The sequence below is a fragment of the Microbacterium songi genome, from assembly GCF_042747925.1.
Classification (GTDB): Bacteria; Actinomycetota; Actinomycetes; order Actinomycetales; family Microbacteriaceae; genus Microbacterium.
Genome location: NZ_JBHZIE010000011.1, coordinates 31,315 through 47,865, shown reverse-complemented (window position 1 = coordinate 47,865; position 16,551 = coordinate 31,315). Strand labels below are relative to the sequence as shown.

Genomic DNA, 16,551 nt, shown 5'->3' with positions numbered 1-16,551 from the left:
AGTTCGAGCTCCCTACGCGGCGTTAGCCTCAGGCTAAGATCGGCGCATGGATGTGCCGATCCACGTCATTCGCTATTTCTGCGTTCTCGCCGAAGAGCTGCACTTCGGTCGCGCCGCCCAGCGGCTGAGCATCACGCCCCCCTCGCTCAGCCAGCAGATCAGTCGGCTCGAGCAGCAGCTCGACCTGAAGCTCTTCGTCCGGAGCCCTCGCAAAGTCGAACTCACCGTCTACGGACGCGAACTGCTCCCCCTGGCCCGCCGCGTGCAGGACGACCACGATCAGCTTCTGAGCTGGGGACGGTCCATGCAGCGGGACCGCGACGCGCCGGTGCTCCGGGTCGGCGTGGTCGCGGCCGGGGCGGGGGCTCTGACGACGGCGGCGATCGCCGCGACGATGCAGGCGATGCCCGACGCGCGGATCGAGATGCGCCGTCTCGGATTCTTCGACGTCGCTGCTGAACTCGAGTCCGGTCGTGTCGACGTGGTCTTCGCCCCCGCGCCGATGCCTCTCCCGGCGCGCGTGCGCCTCGAACCGCTCTGGCGCGAACCGCGCGTGCTCGTCGTTCCGGCCGGCCACCCGCTCGCCGACCGAGAGTCGGTGTCGATCGTCGAGACCAACGACGAGGTGTTCGTCGCGGTCGCAGGCGGCGTGCCCGAAGTCGTCGACTGGTGGATCGTCGACCCCCGCCCCGACGGTACGCGGCCGAAGCGCGGACCAACGGCCGACAGCGTCGACGGACTCTTCGAACTCGTGGCCGCGGGTGCGGGCGTCAACATCGCGGGCCAGTCGGCCTCCCGTCAGTACCGTCGCGACGAGCTCGCGTTCATCCCCGTGTTCGACATCGAGCCCGCCACGATCCTCCTGTGCAGCCTGAGCGATGCCCGCAACCCGATGGTCCACGCGTTCCGCGAGACGGCGCAGGCGCTGTCCCCGCTCGTGGACGCCACCTTCCACTGAGCGCCGGGACGATAGGAACAGACTAAGGCCGATGCTCCTCGTGCGCGTGCGCCGGAGGAGCCTTCACGCCGTGGGGGCAGCCGCCTTCAGCGCCTTCCAGGCTTCGCGCCGTGCCGCCTGCTCATCAGGATCGGGCACCGGCGACGCGGCCATCAGCACCTGCGTGTAGTGCGCCTGCGGGTTGCGCATCACCTCGGCGGTCTCGCCGACCTCGACGATCTTGCCGCGGTTGAGGACGACCACACGTTGCGCGAGGAACTCCACGACAGCCATGTCGTGGGCGATGAAGAGGTACCCGAGATCCTTGCCCACCCGCAGGTCGGCGAGGAGGTTGAGCACCTGCGCCTGCGTCGAGAGGTCCAGCGCGCTCACCGCTTCGTCGCAGACCACCAGACGCGGGTCGGTGACCAGGGCGCGGGCGATGGCGATGCGCTGGCGCTGGCCGCCGGAGAACTGCCGCGGGAAGCGGTTCTCGGAACCGGGGGCGAGGCCCACGGCAGCGAGCACCTCCTGCGCGCGCCGATCGCGGTCGGAGCGGGAGACTCCGGCCACCCGCAGCGGCTCGGTGATCGCGTCGCCGATCGGGCGGCGGGGGTTGAGCGACGAGAAGGGGTCCTGGAACACCGCGCGCAGATCGCCCTGGAGGGAGCGGCGCGCGCGGGGACCGGCCTTCGTGATGTCGCGCCCTTCGAACAGGATCTGACCGCTCGTGACCGGCTGCAGGCCGAGGATCGCCCGGCCGATGGTCGTCTTGCCCGAACCGGACTCTCCGACCAGGCCCAGAGTCTCCCCGCGGCCGATCGTGAAGGACACATCATCGACCGCGGCCTTCTTTCCGAAGCGGACGACGAGGTTGCGCACCTCCAGCAGCGGGGTGGAGGCATCCGGCTCCCGGCTCGTGGGCTGGCTCATCACAGGTCTCCTCCGGCGGCGACGGGCTGTCGCCACTCCTCTTGCCGCCCGCGCACCTCGTCGCGGCGGACGCATCGCACTCCCCCGAAGCCCTCGGCGCGGGGATCGAGGGGGATCGTGGTCAGGCACGCCTGCGTTGCGAACCGGCATCGCTGCGCGAACCGGCATCCGCTCGTCCACGAACCAGGCAGCGGCACCTGGCCGGGGATCGAGGCCAGACGGCTTGTCCCCTCGAAATCGATGATCGCGTGCGGGTCTGCCGCCAGGAGGGCCATCGTGTACGGATGCTCCGGCCGCACGAGCACGTCGCGCACCGTGCCCGTCTCGACGATCTGCCCCGCGTACATCACCGACACGTCATCGCACAGATCGGCGACGACACCGAGGTCATGGGTCACGAGGATGATCGACATGCCCCGCTCCGCGATCAATCCGCGCAGCAGACCCAGGATCTCGGCCTGGATCGTGACGTCCAGCGCGGTCGTCGGTTCATCGGCGACGAGGAGGCGCGGCGACCCCGCGAGGGCGAGGGCGATCGCGACGCGCTGGGCCATACCCCCCGAGATCTGGTGCGGATAGCTCTTCAGCACACGCGGAGCGTCGACGATGCCGACGTCGACGAGCAGCTGCCGGGAGATGCGCTTGGCCTCCCCCGCGCCGACACGGCGGAGGCGCTTGACGGTCGCCGCCAACTGCCAGCCGATCGTGAACATCGGATCGAGCGCACGACTCGGCTCCTGGGAGATGAAGGCGATGTCGTGGCCACGCACCTTCGCGAGCGTCTGCTCGTCGGCCTGCGCCAAGTCCACGTCGCCCCACTGGATGCGACCCGATCGCACCGACAGTCCGGGCGAGAGGAGGCCCAGCAACGCGTACGACGTCACGCTCTTGCCGCAGCCGGACTCGCCCACGAGTCCCATCACCCGCCCCGGCCGCACGCGCATCGACACTCCGGTGACGAGCGCCGGCCCCCCATCGACGCCCAGCACCAGATCTTCGACGATGAGCTCGCCGTCGGCTGCCGACGCGCCACCGGCGGCCAGGCCGGTGCGGTCGGCGCCGGAGGTCGTCGGTGAATCGCCCGGGATCGCGACGAGCTCTCCGGCCTCCTCGACCGACTCCGCGGGGATCAGGGCGGTCGCCTCGAGCGGAACGGATGCGGCAGCGCGCGCCTGCTTTGCGACCGGCGCGGTCGTCGAGACCCGCAGGGTCGCAGCATCCGAAGCCTGCTTCTTCTTCGCGCGCGTCCGCCTCAGGGCGACGAGCGGCGGAGGAGTGGCGGCTCCGCCGGCGAGCACGTCGGCGATGGAGTTCGCCGCGATGATCGTGAGCGCGAGGACGACGCCGGTGGGCACCATCATCCAGGGCTGCTGGAAGATGAAGCGCGAGGCGGTCTGGATCATGCCACCCCACGTCGGCTCGGGGGGCTGCGGGCCGAGGCCGATGAACGCGAGACCGGCCTGCAGCATGATCCCGACCCCGAAGAACAGGACGAACTGAACGATCACGGTGGTGGACATGTTCGGAAGCACGTGGCGGAAGCTGGTGACGAACGGGCGCACGCCGTCCACCGTGGCCGCTTCGACGAAGAGCTGCTTCTGGAGCGACTTCGCCTGGCCGAACAGGATGCGGTAGAGCGCACCGAAGAGCAGCACGCCGAAGAGCACCATGACGAGTGGCATGTTGGTGCCGACCGCGGCGATGAAGGCGAGGATGATCACCGTTCCAGGCAGCGACATCACGATCTCGCTCACGCGGTTCATGACCGCTTCTCCGCGCGACGAGCGCACGGCCCACAGAGTGACCGGCACAGTGATCGCCACGGCGACGATGGGCGTGATGCAGGCCAGTGCGAGTGTCGACGCGGCGGCCGCCACGATGCGGGAGAGCAGGTCGCGACCGAGCTCGTCGGTGCCGAGGAGGTGCGCGGCGGTCGGGCCCTGGAGGACCGCGGTGAGGTCCTGCTCGAGAGGCCCGTAGCGCAGCCACAGCGGTGACGTGACGGATGCCACGATCAGGCCGATCAGCCAGATCAGGGAGATGACTGCGAGAGGTGAACGGAGGATCCGGAAGCTGCGCTTGCGTTCGGCGCGGCGGATCGTGAGGATCGCGGTGGTGGAGACCGTCATGATGTGCGCAGTTTCGGGTCGAGGGTGCGGTTGAGGGTTTCCAGCAGGAGATTGACGATGACCACCACGAGCGTGGCGACGAGGACGAGCGCCTGCACGAACGGGAGATCGGCGGATCCGACCGCCGCCTGCATGGCCTGACCGATGCCCGGCAGGGCGAAGAGGAGCTCGATCATCACGGATCCGCCGAAGAGCACGATGAACTGCACGGCGACGCTCGCAAGGATCGGAAGGCTGGCGCTGCGCAGGGCGTGCACGTAGACGATGCGCCAGGTCGGGGTGCCGACGGCGCGGAGGGTGCGGATGTGCTCCTGTGCGAGCGCTTCGGCCATCGACGCGCGCGTCTGCCGCGCGATGAAGCCGGCCGACGTGATCGCGATCGTGAGGACGGGCAGGACGAGCGATCGGAACCACTTGTCGGGACTGACCTCGAACGGAACGAAACCGGTTGCCGGAAGGAGCCGTAGCTGCACCGCGAGGAAGTAGACGAGGAGCACGCCGACCCAGAAGGCGGGGAGGGAGAGCAGAATGCCGGTGACGGCCGTGATCACCCGGTCCACTGTTCCGCCGCGGACCGCGGCCGCGACGCCGAGGGCGATGCCGATCACGGCGCTCAGGACGGTGCCGCCGAGTGCCAGGGCCGCGGTGACGGGCAGTCGCTTGGCGATGTCCGGTCCGATCTCTCGACCGTCGATGAGGGAGACCCCGAGGTTGCCCTGCAGCACCTGGCCCACCCAGTTCGCGAACTGGGCGACCCAGGGGTCGTACCAGCCGATCTCCGTGTTGTAGGCGGTGACCTGCTCCGGCGTGGCGGACTGGCCGAGGGCCACTCCGCCGGGGGTGGAACCCGAGAGGTGCACGAGCATGAAGGCGATCCACGACGCGACGAGCAGGGTGAGGACCGCGAAAGCGACCCGCTTGAGTATGAAGATGAGCATCGTCACTCCCGGTGGCACCGGCAAGGTGTTCAGGACGCGGGCGTGACCGACGCGAGGAGGGGGAACGGCTCGGCACCCGGGAAAGTGGGCGTGGCCACCTTCGCCGTGTTGTACGCCCACGGCGCCAGCTGCTCGAACAGCGGGATGAGCCATCCCGCGTCCACGATCGAGCGGTTGAGGTCCTGGAGCGCCGTGGCCTGCGCTTCCTCGTCGCCCTGAGCGGCCCCGATCGCGCCGGCTGCGGCCTGGATGTCTGCGTTCTCCGCCTTGTGGAAGTTCGCGAAACCGAAGAGGACGCCGAACACGTTGCCGAGCGGGTTCGTCCAGGTGAGCGCGATCGGTCCGCCGAGCGGCTCGGTCTGCACCACCGCGAAGGCCTCCTCCGTCGAGGACGCGTTCTTCAGGTTGACCGTGACGCCGATCGCCGCCCAGTACGGCTGCAGCGCCTCGAGGTCGCGCTGGCTCTGCGCGGTGATGGTGAAGTCGAACGAGAATCCGTCCGGGTAGCCGGCCTCGGCCAGGAGCGCCTTCGCCGCATCCGGGTCGTAGGCGTACTGCGTCTCGAGCTCGGGCAGGTATCCCGGGCTGTCGGCGGGGAGGGCGTTGGCGGTCGGCACCTCACCTGCGTGCACGGCGCTCACGAAGGTCTTGCGGTCGATTGCCATCGACAGCGCCTGGAAGACACGGGGGTCGCTCCACTGCGGCGCCGTCGCGCCCGCCTTGTCGAACGCGATGATGTTCTGGATCGTGCCGCCGTTCGCCACGAGACCCGTGCCGGAGGATTCGACCTGCGCCTGCGTGTCCGCGGTGATGATCGCCATGTCGACCTCGCCCGAGATCGCCGCGTTCACGCGTGCCTGCGGATCGAGGATCGGCTTGAACTCGTACGAGTCGAAGGGATAGTCCTTCGCGGCGGCGGCATCGGCCTTCTTCACCAGAAGGTAGGAGTTGCCCTTCACCGTCGCCGACTCGTCGACCTCGAGGGGACCGGAGCCGTCGGCAGCCGAGTCGAGGCTCGAGCGGTCCGCGATCCCCGTCGGCCCGACGATCGCGCCGGCGGGGAACACCAGGTTGGCTTCGAACCCCGGTTTGGCCGCAGCGAATGTGAGCGTCACCGTGTCTTCGTCGACGACCGTCACGTCGGTGATCTCGTTCTCGCCACCGGTGGCGAAGCCGCTGTAGGCGGACAGGTCGGCGTCCTGCCGATCGTCGAGGTTCTCCTTGACGAGCGCGGCGCTCACCGTCGAGCCGTCCGCGAACGTCTTACTGGTGTCGAGGTCGAGGGTCAGCTGTGTCTGGTCGGCACTGTACGTCGCCGTGGTCGCGAGGTCGGGAGCGACGTTGCCATCCTTGTCCAGGACGAACAGCGAGTCGTAGATGCCCTCGAAGAACATCCGCTGACCGGAGGAGTATCGGAGCGGGTCGTACCCGAGCGGGGCCTGGTCGGCATCGAGTCCGATGACCAGCTTCGAGGTGTCGGCGCCGCCGCCGCTGCTGGAGCCTCCTCCCGAACCGGTGCAGGCGGTGAGGGCGAGGGCGGATGCGGCGATCGCCGCAATGACGGCGGCTCCGCGTGCTGTGGTGAGGCGAGACATCAGATCTCCTGTGATCGGTGTACTGCGGACTTCGGTGTCGGCGGTCGCATCGGGGTCGACCTTTGGTACAGAGTGACCCGCCCCGGCCGGGTTTGGCCATTCGGATTCGCTCGGTCCCTTGTTAGCGAGCGCCTAACGATGGTCATTCGCCTCACTGCTCCCAGTGAAACACGCTTTCATAGAATGAACAAGTATGCGAGGATGAAGGAGAGTTCAGAGAGGACCACTCATGCCCGCAGCATCCTTCCCCGCCGACTTCCTCTGGGGGGTCGCCACCGCCGGACACCAGAACGAGGGAGACAATGTCGACAGCGACACCTGGTTCCTCGAGAACGTGACGCCGACGATCTTCCAAGACCGCTCGGGCAAGGCCGCCAACGGATGGGAGCTGTGGGAGTCCGACCTGGACCTGGTCGCAGGAATGGACCTCAACGCCTATCGCTTCTCGGTCGAATGGGCGCGCATCGAGCCCGTCGAAGGCCAGTTCTCGGAGGAGGCCCTCGCGCACTACGAGGCGCTGGTGGACGGATGCCTCGCCCGCGGTCTCGCGCCGATCGTGACGTTCAACCACTTCACGTCGCCGCACTGGTTCGCCGCGCGAGGCGCCTGGCTGAATCCCGAGTCCGCATCGCTGTTCGCGCGATACTGCGGAGTGGTGATGGATCGCTTCGGCGATCGGATCGCCCTCGCCGTGACATTCAATGAACCCGATCTGCCCGAGATGCTGACGTGGGCGGAGCTGCCCGACTTCATCGCCGACCTCGAGCGTCAGACCCTCGAGGCGGCCGAGCTCGCGACGGGTGCCGAGCGCTATCGCGCGGGCAACGTGATGCTGCACGAAGACTTCGCCGGGATGCGCGCGGGCATGACGGCTGCTCACACCGCCGGGAAGGCCGCGATCAAGGACCGCCGCGCGGACCTTCGCGTGGGCCTGTCCCTCGCGATGTGCGACGACGTCGCGGCGCCCGGTGGCGAGGAGGTGCGGGACCGCAAGCGCGCGGAGGTCTACGACTACTGGCTGCGGCTGGCTCGCGAGGACGACTTCGTCGGCGTGCAGAACTACGAGCGGCTTTACTACGGTCCGGACGGTCTGCTGCCCGCGGAGCCGGGCGCGGTGGTGAACGGCATGGGTACCGCCGTCGATCCGGCGTCCTTGCGCGGTGCGGTCGAGTACGCATACGAGATCAGCGGAGTGCCGATCCTGGTCAGCGAGCACGGGGTGAGCACGCCGGATGACAGCATTCGCGCGGACTTCCTGTCACCGTCGCTCGACGGCCTCGCGCAGGCGATCGCCGGTGGGGTTCCGGTGCTCGGCTACTGCCACTGGACGCTGATGGACAACTTCGAGTGGATCTTCGGCTACACGCCGAAGCTGGGACTGCACGAGGTGGATCGCGAGACCTTCGAGCGCACGGCGAAGCCCAGCGCGGGCGTGTACGCCGGACTGGTGCGCGACGCGCGCGGACTCTGAGTCGTGAGGCGGCGCCACACGCCGACCCGGGGCGACAATCATTCCCTCCTCTTTGCGGCGTGGCATAGACGGCATCAGTTCCGCGAAGAAGCCAGTCGCTCGCGCATGCGCACCGGCGATTTCGTGACGGGTCGCCAGGTGGGGTGAGGGTCCCACCAGTGGGGGCCGCGCACCTCGGGTACTCCGCGCTCCACGCGGATCTGCCAGGAAACACTGACCGAGCCAGACAGCCCCACAGCCAGGCCGCCCGACAGCCCACCCCCGGCAGCCCACCCGCACGATGACCTCAGTCCGAGATCATCGTCCCGCCGTCGATCACGATGTTCTGGCCGCTGACGAACGCGCCGGCACGCGACGCGAGCCACACCACCGCCCCGGCGACCTCCTCCGGTCGTCCGAAGCGTCCGAGGGGAGTCCGGGCCAGACGCGCGGCGGCGGCTTCGGGATCGGCCGTGATCGGCGCGGCGAAATCAGTCGCGATCACGCCCGGCGAGATCGCGTTCGCCCGCACCCCGCGACCGCCCCACTGCACCGCGATGTTTCGAGCGATCTGAGCGTTCGCCGCCTTGGTGACGCCGTATCCCGAGATCACCCGATTGCCACGCAGCCCGGCGATGCTCGACATCACGATGAACGAACCGCCTCCCGTCGACGCCATCACGGGCAGCGCGAGCTCGGCGAGCCGCGAGACGGAGCGCACGTGCAGCGACAGCATCCGATCCAGGGCCTCATCCTCATCCCCCGAAAAGCCGTCCAGCGCCGCTCCCGCGTTCGCGACGACCGTGTCCACGCGCCCCCACCGCTGCACGGTGGTGTCGACGAGGTCGCGGAGGGCCGCGGCATCCGTCACATCGCAATCGACGCCGATGGCCTCGAGACCCTGCCCGACCAACTCGGCCGCGGCGACTGCGGGCTGCGAAGCGGGCAGCCCCGCGAGTACCACTCGCGATCCCGCCCACGCGAGCGCCTCGGCGCACGCGCGGCCGATTCCGGTGCCCGCCCCGGTGACGATGGCGACCTGTCCCGCACACGAGAAGAGAGCCGAGGGCGCGAGATCCATGGCTCCATCCTCCCGCGCGACCACGTCGATCGCCCTCGGCAGACGTGATGCCCGTCATCACCGAACCGGAGTTCCCCCGAGCGGATGCCGCGGCTAGCGTCGAAGCGTGCGCGAAGACGTCGCCGCCGACGCAGGGAGTCGTCATGACGAACGAAGGACTCGACGGCCGCACGATCGTCGTCACCGGCGCCGCCGGAGGTCAGGGACTGGCCGCCGCGCTCCTGCTGGATGAGGCGGGTGCGCGGGTGATCGCCACCGACATCGTGGACGCTGCTCCGGCGCTGGCGGACACGCGCGTCGTGTACCGGCAGCTGGACGTCTCCGACGAGGCGGGGTGGGAGGCGCTGGCCGAGTTCCTCGCGACCGATCTGGCGGGCACGCCTCTGCGCGGCCTCGTCAACAACGCCGGGATCACTCACCGCACACGGCTCGGTCAGACCGCGCGCACCGACTGGGATCGCGTCCTCGCGGTCAACCTGACCGGCCCGATGCTCGGCATCCAGGCTCTCGCCCCACTGATGGCCAGGGACTCGTCGATCGTGAACGTCGGCTCGTCGGCGGCGCTCACCGCGCACTACCCGGTCGCGTACACGTCGAGCAAGTGGGGGCTTCGCGGGCTGACGCACGTCGCCGTGACGGAATACGGACCGCGCGGCATCCGGGTCAACATCGTCCACCCCGGTTTCATCGAGACCCCGATGACCGCGAACGCACCTGCCGCGATGCGTGAGGCGCAGCTCGACCTGACCCCCCTCGAGCGTTTTGGGAACGCCGATGAGGTCGCCCGGGTGGTCGTCTTCCTGCTCTCGGATGCTGCGGCCTACGTCTCGGGCGCCGAGATCCCCGTCGACGGAGGATCGACATCCTCGGCCGGCGTCAAGGTGATGTCGGACCGCATCGCCCGCGGGTAACGGCACCGGACCCCCGAACCTCCCGCGATCAGCGCTCCGCGCGGAGCCTCTCGGCCGCCTTGCGGGCGCCGCGTACCGCGATCGCCACGCTCGTGAGCGTCGGGTTCATCGTGTTCGCCGTCGGGATGGTCCCGTTGCCGCCGATGAGCAGCCCATCGACTCCCCACACGCGCGACCAGGGGTCGGCGACCGAGGTGCCGTCGTCGGTCTCGCCGATGCGGGTCGTGCCCATGTAGTGCAGGCTCGATCCGTTCGGCATGAGCCGCGGTTCGGCGACGAACACTCCCAGCGCCTCGCCGACCTGGCGCAGATCGGCGGTGGCCGCCTCGATCTCGCCGAGCTCGGCATCGGTCAGCTCGTAATCGACCGTGAAGTTCGGGAAGCCCCGGTAGTCCAGCTCGTCGTCGGTGAACGTCAAGCCGTCCTCGACGCGCGGGCGCTTGCGCAGCCCGTTGCCCATGTTGACGAATCCCCACCGGTTTCCGAGGAACGGGCTGTCTTCGGGCAGCGGGAACGGCGTGCTCTCGGAATACATCACCTGCAGCGAGAACGGGTGGCCGGGCTCGGAGAACGGGATGCGGTTGACCGCGGCAACCGGATCGGCGGCGTGCTTCGCGCGCTGGGCGAGTTCGGCGTCCAGCTGCTCCTCGGTGGCGAAGCGGCTCATCTTGTCGGCCTCGAGGGCGACCGTCGTGATGACGACCGGATGCTCCGTGAGGTAACGGCCGAGCGCCGCGGGACGGATGCCCGACGCCCACAGCAGTTGCGGAGACCGGAACGCGTCCGCGGCGACCACCACGAGGTCGGCCTCCACGAAGGACGTCCGGCGCGTGCGCAGGTCTTCGACCGTGACGCCGGTCACCCGATCGCCGTCGCGCTCCACTCGACGCACGAGTGACAGGTCGCGGAGCTCGAACCGCTCCGCCAGCGGATCGCCGTCGGCGATGAGCGGGCCGAGCACGAAGTCGGTGCCGCCCCAGCGCATCGAGCCGTCCGGCTGCGGCTCCCCCGAGACGGGCAGCGTGCTGACGCCGTAGCCGTCCGGGAGCTGACCGGCGAACTTCTCCGCCAGCAGCGACCGGATCGCGCCGCCGACGGCGGAGTCCGCGAAGGCCGCGTCCTGCACGTGCAGCAGACCCTTCGCCGTGGCCAGGAGCTCGTCCCACTCGGCGTCGCCGATGAAGGGCAGCCGCTCGCTGAACGAGGGCGACGGCGTCGCGGCCGTCCAATGCGACCCCTGCCCCCCGACGTTGGTGGCGCCGGCGGCCGCGGCGAACGTCGGCGCGTGCGCGGACCCTTCGCCGCCGAAGTCGAACAGATGCGTGCCCTGCCGGGCGGTGAACATGCCTTCCACGACCGTCGCCGACGGGATGCCGAGCGACTCGCGCAGGTCGCCGGCCTGCGGACCCTGCGACATCTCCCGCGCGCGGGCCTTCTCATCGGGGTCTTCGATGTTGCGGACGCTCTGTCCCGGCCGCTCCGTGATCTGCGGACCTGCCTCGAACATGATCACCCGGGCGTCGGGGAGCTCCTCGAGCAGCGTGCGCGCATACGTCGCGCCGATCGGCCCGCTGCCGACGACCGCGATCGTGGGGCCGGCGTGGGCGGAGGATTCGGTGGTCATGAGACTCTCCTTCGAGTGCGAGTGCGAGTGCAGGTGCGAGTGCAGGTGCGGGTCGGACGGGCATAGATGCGGGCGTGACGGTCGCGGCGCCGGGATCGGGGGACGGACAACGGACGGATGCTGCGCCCTGAGCCCGCGCTCATGCCGTCGCCGCCTCGCTGACGGCCGCGGTGGCCGTCGCGCGCTCGTCCGACAGGCGTCCGTTCGGCAGCAGGATCGCCGCCACGATCCCGATCGCGTAGACGATCGCCAGCCCGACGAAGATCGGCGCCATGATGCCGGAGTAGAGCGCCGCGACCTGGGCCTGAACGGCGGCGGACGCGCCGTGCACGATCTGCGGCGTCAGAGTGGCGGCATCCAGCGTCGACGGCAGTCCCGCCGCGACCCCCGCGCCGATCAGTCCGCCCACGATCGCCGTGGCCGTGGTCGACCCGACCTGACGGACGAGGCTCACCGTGGCGGTGACGCTGCCGGTGTCGGCCCGGGTCGCGGCGCTCTGCGCGATCGCGACGATGATGTTCATGAAAGAGCCGGTGCCGATCCCGACCAGGCCCATCGCCAGCATCGGCACCCAGAGGGGCATCCCCGCCGGCAGCAGCGCCATCACCAGCAGTCCGACGGCGGCGGTCGCGGTGCCGAAGATCGGGAAGACGCGGTACCGCCCGGTGCGGCTCGCGAGGGATCCGGTGACCAGCGTGCTGACCAGCATCCCGAACACGGTCGCGATGGGCACGAGCCCCGAGACGGTCGCCGATGTGCGGTAGGCCATCTGGATGTAGGTCGGCACGTAGGACACGACCGAGAAGAGGCCCATGCCGATGACCGCCGAGAGCACGATGCTGATGAGGATCGTGCGGTTGCCGAGCAGGCGCAGCGGCACGAGGGGTTCGGGGGCGCGCAGCTCGATCACCACGAACGACACGAGTCCGACGACGGCCACGAGCGCCGCGATGAGGAGCGGGATACCGCTTCCCGGTTCGTGCGTGCTGGCCCAGCTCGCGGCCAGGACGAGGGCCGTGACCGTGATGCCCAGCACCACCGCACCGGCGATGTCGAACCGTCGTGCGGCCCGCCCGGCGATGTGCGGTACCGCGATCGCGGCGAGCGCGAGTGCCACGAGGCCCACGGGGATGTTGATCCAGAACACCCACCGCCATCCCCAGGCGTCGGTGATGAGTCCACCGGCCAGCGGGCCGACGAGGATCGCGATGGGGAACGCCGCGCCGATGAGCGAGAGCACCCGGGGACGTTCGCGGGGTGAGGTGACCTCGCCGACGATCGTCTGCGGCATGAGGTGGAGGCCCGCCGACGCCATGCCCTGCGCAACACGGGCGATCGCGAGCTGCCCGATGTCCTGTGCCAGCCCGCAGAAGAGCGAGGCGACGATGAACAGCACCATGCTCGCGAGGAACACGAAGCGCGCTCCGATGAGATCGGCGAGTTTTCCCAGCACGGGCAGCAGCACGGTGCTGGCGAGCGTGTACGACACGATGACCCAGCTCATCTGCTCGACGGCGCCGAGCTCTCCCGTGATGGTCGCCAGCGATGTGGCCACGATCGTGTGGTCGAGGGCCCCGAGGAAGGAGACGGTCAGCAGCGAGATGATGAGGAGACGGAGTCTCCAGGGAGTGAGCGGCATGGTGGCGGTCCACCCGAAAGATCGGGCCGTCGACGCGACGGTGTGTGCCCTGTGCGCAACATCACGCGCAGGAACGGATCCGGGGATCCCGGCGTCAGGTCTATTCTAGTCCGTCTTTAGTATCAAAGCAACATAAGTGCGACGGCCCGACCCGGTCAGGACCGGGCGCGCGCCCGGGACCGCGTGCGCGCCGCCGGCAGGGCGGGAGCCGGCACGATCGCACCGACGCTGCCCACGAGCTCGCCGATGCCCTCGACGACCATGCGCACCTCGTCGCCCTCAGCCAGCGGCGGCGGGGTCAGTCCGCCGTTGCGGCCCCACAGCTCGCCGAGGCATCCGCCGTTGCCGACTGTGCCCGATCCGAGGACGTCGCCCGGCACGACCCGGGAATTGCGGGACGCGTAGGCGACGAGCTCGCCGAAGGGCCAGCCCATGTTCGAGACCAGGTCGTGCCCGATCAGCTCACCGTTCACGAAGACCTCGGCGCGCACGGCCAGGAACCCGTCGTCATCGAGGAAGGGCTCGAGCTCGTCGGCGGTGACGATCCACGGTCCCAACGACATGCCGAAGTCCTTGCCCTTCGCCGGCCCCAACCGCACCTTCATCTCGCGCGCCTGCAGGTCGCGGGCCGACCAGTCGTTCATCACGGTGTAGCCGAAGATGTGGGATGCCGCGGCATCGGCCGGGAGGTTCGTTCCGTCCGATCCCGCCACCGCTCCGATGACCACGGCGACCTCGAGTTCGAAGTCGAGCCGAGCGGTCTCGGGGGGCGCGACCGGATCACCGGGACCGAGGATCGTGTGCGGATTCGTGAAGTAGAACGTCGGAGCCTGGTACCACTCCGGCACCACCTCGCTCTTGCCCTCCACTCCCGCCGAAACACCCTCGACGTGCTCCTCGAAAGCCACGAAGTCGCGCACCGATGCCGGCACGACGGGCGTCAGGAGGCGCACGTCGGACAGGGCGACACCCGTGTCGCCGTCCGTCCGGGCATAGAGGGCGTGCGCGGCATCCAGTCCCTGATGCAGAACCTGCGCGACCGTCAGCCCGTCGGGGAACGGCACGACGAGATCGTCGACGACGAAGCCTTCACCGACGTCGGCGCCGTCCGCCCACCGCGCGATCCTCACGTGCGCACCCGGGTGCGCAGCAGCTCCGCGGCGTTGCCGCCGAGGATGAGGTCGGTGATGTCTTCGGAGAGACCGGCCGCGCGGATCTCGCCGACCGGATCGTCCAGCCCCATGTCGAACGGGAAGTCGCTGCCCAGCAGCACCCGCTCCGGCCCTGCCACCGCGACGAGGTGGCGCACCGCCGCCTCGTCGTGCACGACCGTGTCGAACCACAGCTTGCGCAGATAGCTCGACGGCTCGTGGGCGCATCCGTGCGCCTCGGGGCGCACGCGCCACGCGCGGTCGGAGCGCCCGATCGCGAACGGCAGGTAGCCCCCACCGTGCGCGGCGAGCAGCTTCAGCCCCGGATGCCGGTCCAGGACACCGGCGAAGATCACGTGCGACAGCGCGACGGCGTTCTCCGCGGGCTGACCCACCGTGTTCGAGAGGTAGAACCGGTCGAGCCGCTCGTCGAGGCTGCACCCGAACGGGTGCAGGAACACGACGCAGCCCAATTCCGCCGCGCGCGCCCAGAAGGGTTCGAGGCGGGGATCGGACAGCTCGACGTCCCCGGCGAAGGAGGAGATCTCGACGCCGGCGAGTCCGCGACCGAGGACGGCGTCGTCGAGGTACTCGACGATGCGCTCCGGATGCTGCAGCGGAACGACTCCGAGCCCGGTCAGACGATCAGAAGCCTGCGCGACGTGCTCGGCGACGAGGCGGTTCGTCTCGCCGGCGACCCAGACGGCGAGTCCCTCCGGCGCCCACGGGTAGAAGTGGTTGGGCGAGACGCTGACCCACTGGCGATCCACACCCTGCGCGTCCATCGCGGCCAGGCGCACCGAGACGTCGGTGAGCTTCGGGATGCGGGCACCGACCATCGCCCCCGAGGCCTGGAGGCTCGGAACGCCGTTGCGGCGTCGCTCCAGGTCGGCGGCCTCGGCGACGAGCTCGGGCGCGCGGCGCTCGACCTCGGCGTGCATCGCGGGCAGCAGCAGATGGGCGTGGACGTCGGTCACCGGCATCCGCTCGTCGTTCCCACTCATGCCGGCTGCGCCATCTTCTGTGCGATGCCGAAGATGAGCCCGCCGGCGTCGGCCTCGCGGTTGCCGTCGATCTGCCACTGCGCCAGCTGGCTGGATGCCTCGACCACCGCCTGCGCTCGGGGCAGCCGACGCGCGTGGAACTCCTCCCACAGACTCTCATCGACGTGGTCGCGCGTGGTGAGGAGCTCGGTCAGCACGAAAGCGTCCTCCAGCCCCTGGGCGGCGCCCTGGGCGATCGTCGGAGGGCAGGAGTGCGCGGCGTCGCCGATGATGACGACCCGGCCGCGGTTCCAGGGCGCCGGAACGACGTGCTTCGTGAACCACGTGTAGTTCGCGTGCGCGCCCGCTTCGAGGTCGGCGCGGATGTCGTTCCACGGTCCGCCGTACGCGCGCGACTCGTCGAGCATGATGCGGGTGGCCTCTTCGTCGCTGATGCCGATGCGGTCCTCGGCCTTCTCGACGAGGAACGCGTACATCGAGTCCTCACCGGTCGGCGTGTAGCCGGCGATGTAGACGGGACCGCCGTAGTAGAGCTCGCTGCGCACGACATCGGCGGGGCGGGAGACGAACGTGCGCCAGATGCCCATGCCGTTCCGCTCGGGCTTGGTGTCGATGCCGATGAGGTCGCGCACACCCGAGTTGAGGCCGTCCGCGCCGATCAGCAGGTCGTACACACCTGCGCTGTCACCGTTCACGAAGACCTCGACGCCGTCGTCCGCGCGGGCATCGATGCTCGTCACCTTCGAGTCGAAATGCACGCGGGCTCCCGCCGCGCGGGCATGCTCCAGCAGGATGGTGGCGAGTTCGACACGCGGCATCCCCATCGCGGCGGGGTAGTCCGGACCGCCGGTCTTGACGTCGGGCAGCTCGGCGACGATCGGCGCATCGGGCCCCGGTGCGCGCAGGTTCAGTCCCTCGAACGGGTAGCCGGCGGCGCGGATGTCGTCCCACGCGCCGAGCGCGTCGAACACCCGCAGCGCGTTGCCCTGCAGCGAGATGCCGGAGCCACGCGTGCTCAGCGCGGGCTTGAGCTCGAAGACGTCGACGGCGACGCCCGCCTTGGCGAGCTGGATGGCGGACGCGAGACCCGCGACCCCGCTGCCGGCGATGGCGACCTTGTTCACTGCGGTCATGTCAGAACCTCTCTGTTCCAGGGGAT

General features: G+C 69.6%; 13 protein-coding genes. 3 read left to right on the top strand and 10 right to left on the bottom strand.

Annotated features, from left to right (window positions below):
• Positions 1-46: 46 nt before the first annotated feature.
• Complete coding sequence (locus tag ACFM35_RS14110) at positions 47-958, top strand: LysR family transcriptional regulator (protein ID WP_378843138.1); 912 nt, start codon at positions 47-49, stop codon at positions 956-958.
• A gap of 63 nt (positions 959-1,021) precedes the next feature.
• Here the strand turns inward: ACFM35_RS14110 and ACFM35_RS14105 are convergent, their stop codons facing one another.
• From ACFM35_RS14105 to ACFM35_RS14090, 4 genes are read right to left on the bottom strand one after another with little or no spacing between them, the layout of a single operon-like run.
• Positions 1,022-1,870 carry an ATP-binding cassette domain-containing protein gene (locus ACFM35_RS14105; RefSeq protein WP_378843136.1) on the bottom strand — a complete coding sequence of 283 codons (849 nt, stop codon included), beginning with the start codon at positions 1,868-1,870 and terminating at the stop codon, positions 1,022-1,024.
• Entirely contained in the window at positions 1,870-3,999 is a 2,130-nt protein-coding gene (locus tag ACFM35_RS14100) for a dipeptide/oligopeptide/nickel ABC transporter permease/ATP-binding protein (RefSeq protein WP_378843134.1), read from the bottom strand. Before ACFM35_RS14100 ends, ACFM35_RS14105 begins: the two co-directional genes overlap by 1 nt.
• A complete protein-coding gene (locus ACFM35_RS14095; RefSeq protein WP_378843132.1) occupies positions 3,996-4,937 on the bottom strand; it encodes an ABC transporter permease in 942 nt (313 codons plus the stop codon). Before ACFM35_RS14095 ends, ACFM35_RS14100 begins: the two co-directional genes overlap by 4 nt.
• Before the next feature lie 29 nt (positions 4,938-4,966).
• Complete coding sequence (locus ACFM35_RS14090; RefSeq protein ID WP_378843130.1) at positions 4,967-6,532, bottom strand: ABC transporter substrate-binding protein; 1,566 nt, start codon at positions 6,530-6,532, stop codon at positions 4,967-4,969.
• A 229-nt stretch (positions 6,533-6,761) separates the two neighbouring features.
• Between ACFM35_RS14090 and ACFM35_RS14085 the strand changes: the two genes are divergently transcribed.
• Positions 6,762-8,003 carry a glycoside hydrolase family 1 protein gene (locus ACFM35_RS14085; RefSeq protein ID WP_378843128.1) on the top strand — a complete coding sequence of 414 codons (1,242 nt, stop codon included), beginning with the start codon at positions 6,762-6,764 and terminating at the stop codon, positions 8,001-8,003.
• A 286-nt stretch (positions 8,004-8,289) separates the two neighbouring features.
• Here ACFM35_RS14085 and ACFM35_RS14080 read toward each other — a convergent pair whose 3' ends face one another.
• Positions 8,290-9,063, bottom strand: a complete 774-nt coding sequence (locus ACFM35_RS14080) for an SDR family NAD(P)-dependent oxidoreductase (protein WP_378843126.1) — start codon at positions 9,061-9,063, stop codon at positions 8,290-8,292.
• A 47-nt stretch (positions 9,064-9,110) separates the two neighbouring features.
• Here ACFM35_RS14080 and ACFM35_RS14075 point away from each other — a divergent pair, with 47 nt between their 5' ends.
• Positions 9,111-9,974: an SDR family NAD(P)-dependent oxidoreductase gene (locus ACFM35_RS14075; protein WP_378843124.1), complete on the top strand. Its 864-nt coding sequence runs from the start codon at positions 9,111-9,113 to the stop codon at positions 9,972-9,974.
• Between the two features lie 28 nt (positions 9,975-10,002).
• On the opposite strand, the gene ACFM35_RS14070 is transcribed toward ACFM35_RS14075, so the two are convergent.
• The 5 genes from ACFM35_RS14070 to ACFM35_RS14050 all read right to left on the bottom strand — a co-directional run bounded on the left by ACFM35_RS14070 (position 10,003) and on the right by ACFM35_RS14050 (position 16,525).
• Positions 10,003-11,598, bottom strand: coding sequence for a GMC oxidoreductase (locus ACFM35_RS14070; RefSeq protein ID WP_378843122.1), 1,596 nt, complete (start codon positions 11,596-11,598; stop codon positions 10,003-10,005).
• A gap of 139 nt (positions 11,599-11,737) precedes the next feature.
• Positions 11,738-13,237, bottom strand: a complete 1,500-nt coding sequence (locus tag ACFM35_RS14065) for an MFS transporter (protein WP_378843120.1) — start codon at positions 13,235-13,237, stop codon at positions 11,738-11,740.
• 155 nt (positions 13,238-13,392) lie between these two features.
• On the bottom strand, positions 13,393-14,367 hold the full coding sequence (locus tag ACFM35_RS14060; RefSeq protein WP_378843118.1) for a fumarylacetoacetate hydrolase family protein: 975 nt from the start codon (positions 14,365-14,367) through the stop codon (positions 13,393-13,395).
• Complete coding sequence (locus tag ACFM35_RS14055) at positions 14,364-15,392, bottom strand: amidohydrolase family protein (RefSeq protein WP_378843116.1); 1,029 nt, start codon at positions 15,390-15,392, stop codon at positions 14,364-14,366. The genes ACFM35_RS14060 and ACFM35_RS14055 overlap by 4 nt, the downstream gene beginning before the upstream one ends.
• Positions 15,389-16,525: an FAD-dependent monooxygenase gene (locus tag ACFM35_RS14050; protein WP_378843114.1), complete on the bottom strand. Its 1,137-nt coding sequence runs from the start codon at positions 16,523-16,525 to the stop codon at positions 15,389-15,391. Before ACFM35_RS14050 ends, ACFM35_RS14055 begins: the two co-directional genes overlap by 4 nt.
• Between the last annotated feature and the right edge of the window lie 26 nt (positions 16,526-16,551).

Bases quoted from the DNA above. Each gene is read 5' to 3' on its own strand.
- ACFM35_RS14110 (WP_378843138.1), top strand. From the start codon at position 47: ATGGATGTGCCGATCCACGTCATTCGCTATTTCTGCGTTCTCGCCGAA.
- ACFM35_RS14105 (WP_378843136.1), bottom strand. From the start codon at position 1,870: ATGAGCCAGCCCACGAGCCGGGAGCCGGATGCCTCCACCCCGCTGCTG.
- ACFM35_RS14100 (WP_378843134.1), bottom strand. From the start codon at position 3,999: ATGACGGTCTCCACCACCGCGATCCTCACGATCCGCCGCGCCGAACGC.
- ACFM35_RS14095 (WP_378843132.1), bottom strand. From the start codon at position 4,937: ATGCTCATCTTCATACTCAAGCGGGTCGCTTTCGCGGTCCTCACCCTG.
- ACFM35_RS14090 (WP_378843130.1), bottom strand. From the start codon at position 6,532: ATGTCTCGCCTCACCACAGCACGCGGAGCCGCCGTCATTGCGGCGATC.
- ACFM35_RS14085 (WP_378843128.1), top strand. From the start codon at position 6,762: ATGCCCGCAGCATCCTTCCCCGCCGACTTCCTCTGGGGGGTCGCCACC.
- ACFM35_RS14080 (WP_378843126.1), bottom strand. From the start codon at position 9,063: ATGGATCTCGCGCCCTCGGCTCTCTTCTCGTGTGCGGGACAGGTCGCC.
- ACFM35_RS14075 (WP_378843124.1), top strand. From the start codon at position 9,111: ATGCCCGTCATCACCGAACCGGAGTTCCCCCGAGCGGATGCCGCGGCT.
- ACFM35_RS14070 (WP_378843122.1), bottom strand. From the start codon at position 11,598: ATGACCACCGAATCCTCCGCCCACGCCGGCCCCACGATCGCGGTCGTC.
- ACFM35_RS14065 (WP_378843120.1), bottom strand. From the start codon at position 13,237: ATGCCGCTCACTCCCTGGAGACTCCGTCTCCTCATCATCTCGCTGCTG.
- ACFM35_RS14055 (WP_378843116.1), bottom strand. From the start codon at position 15,392: ATGAGTGGGAACGACGAGCGGATGCCGGTGACCGACGTCCACGCCCAT.
- ACFM35_RS14050 (WP_378843114.1), bottom strand. From the start codon at position 16,525: ATGACCGCAGTGAACAAGGTCGCCATCGCCGGCAGCGGGGTCGCGGGT.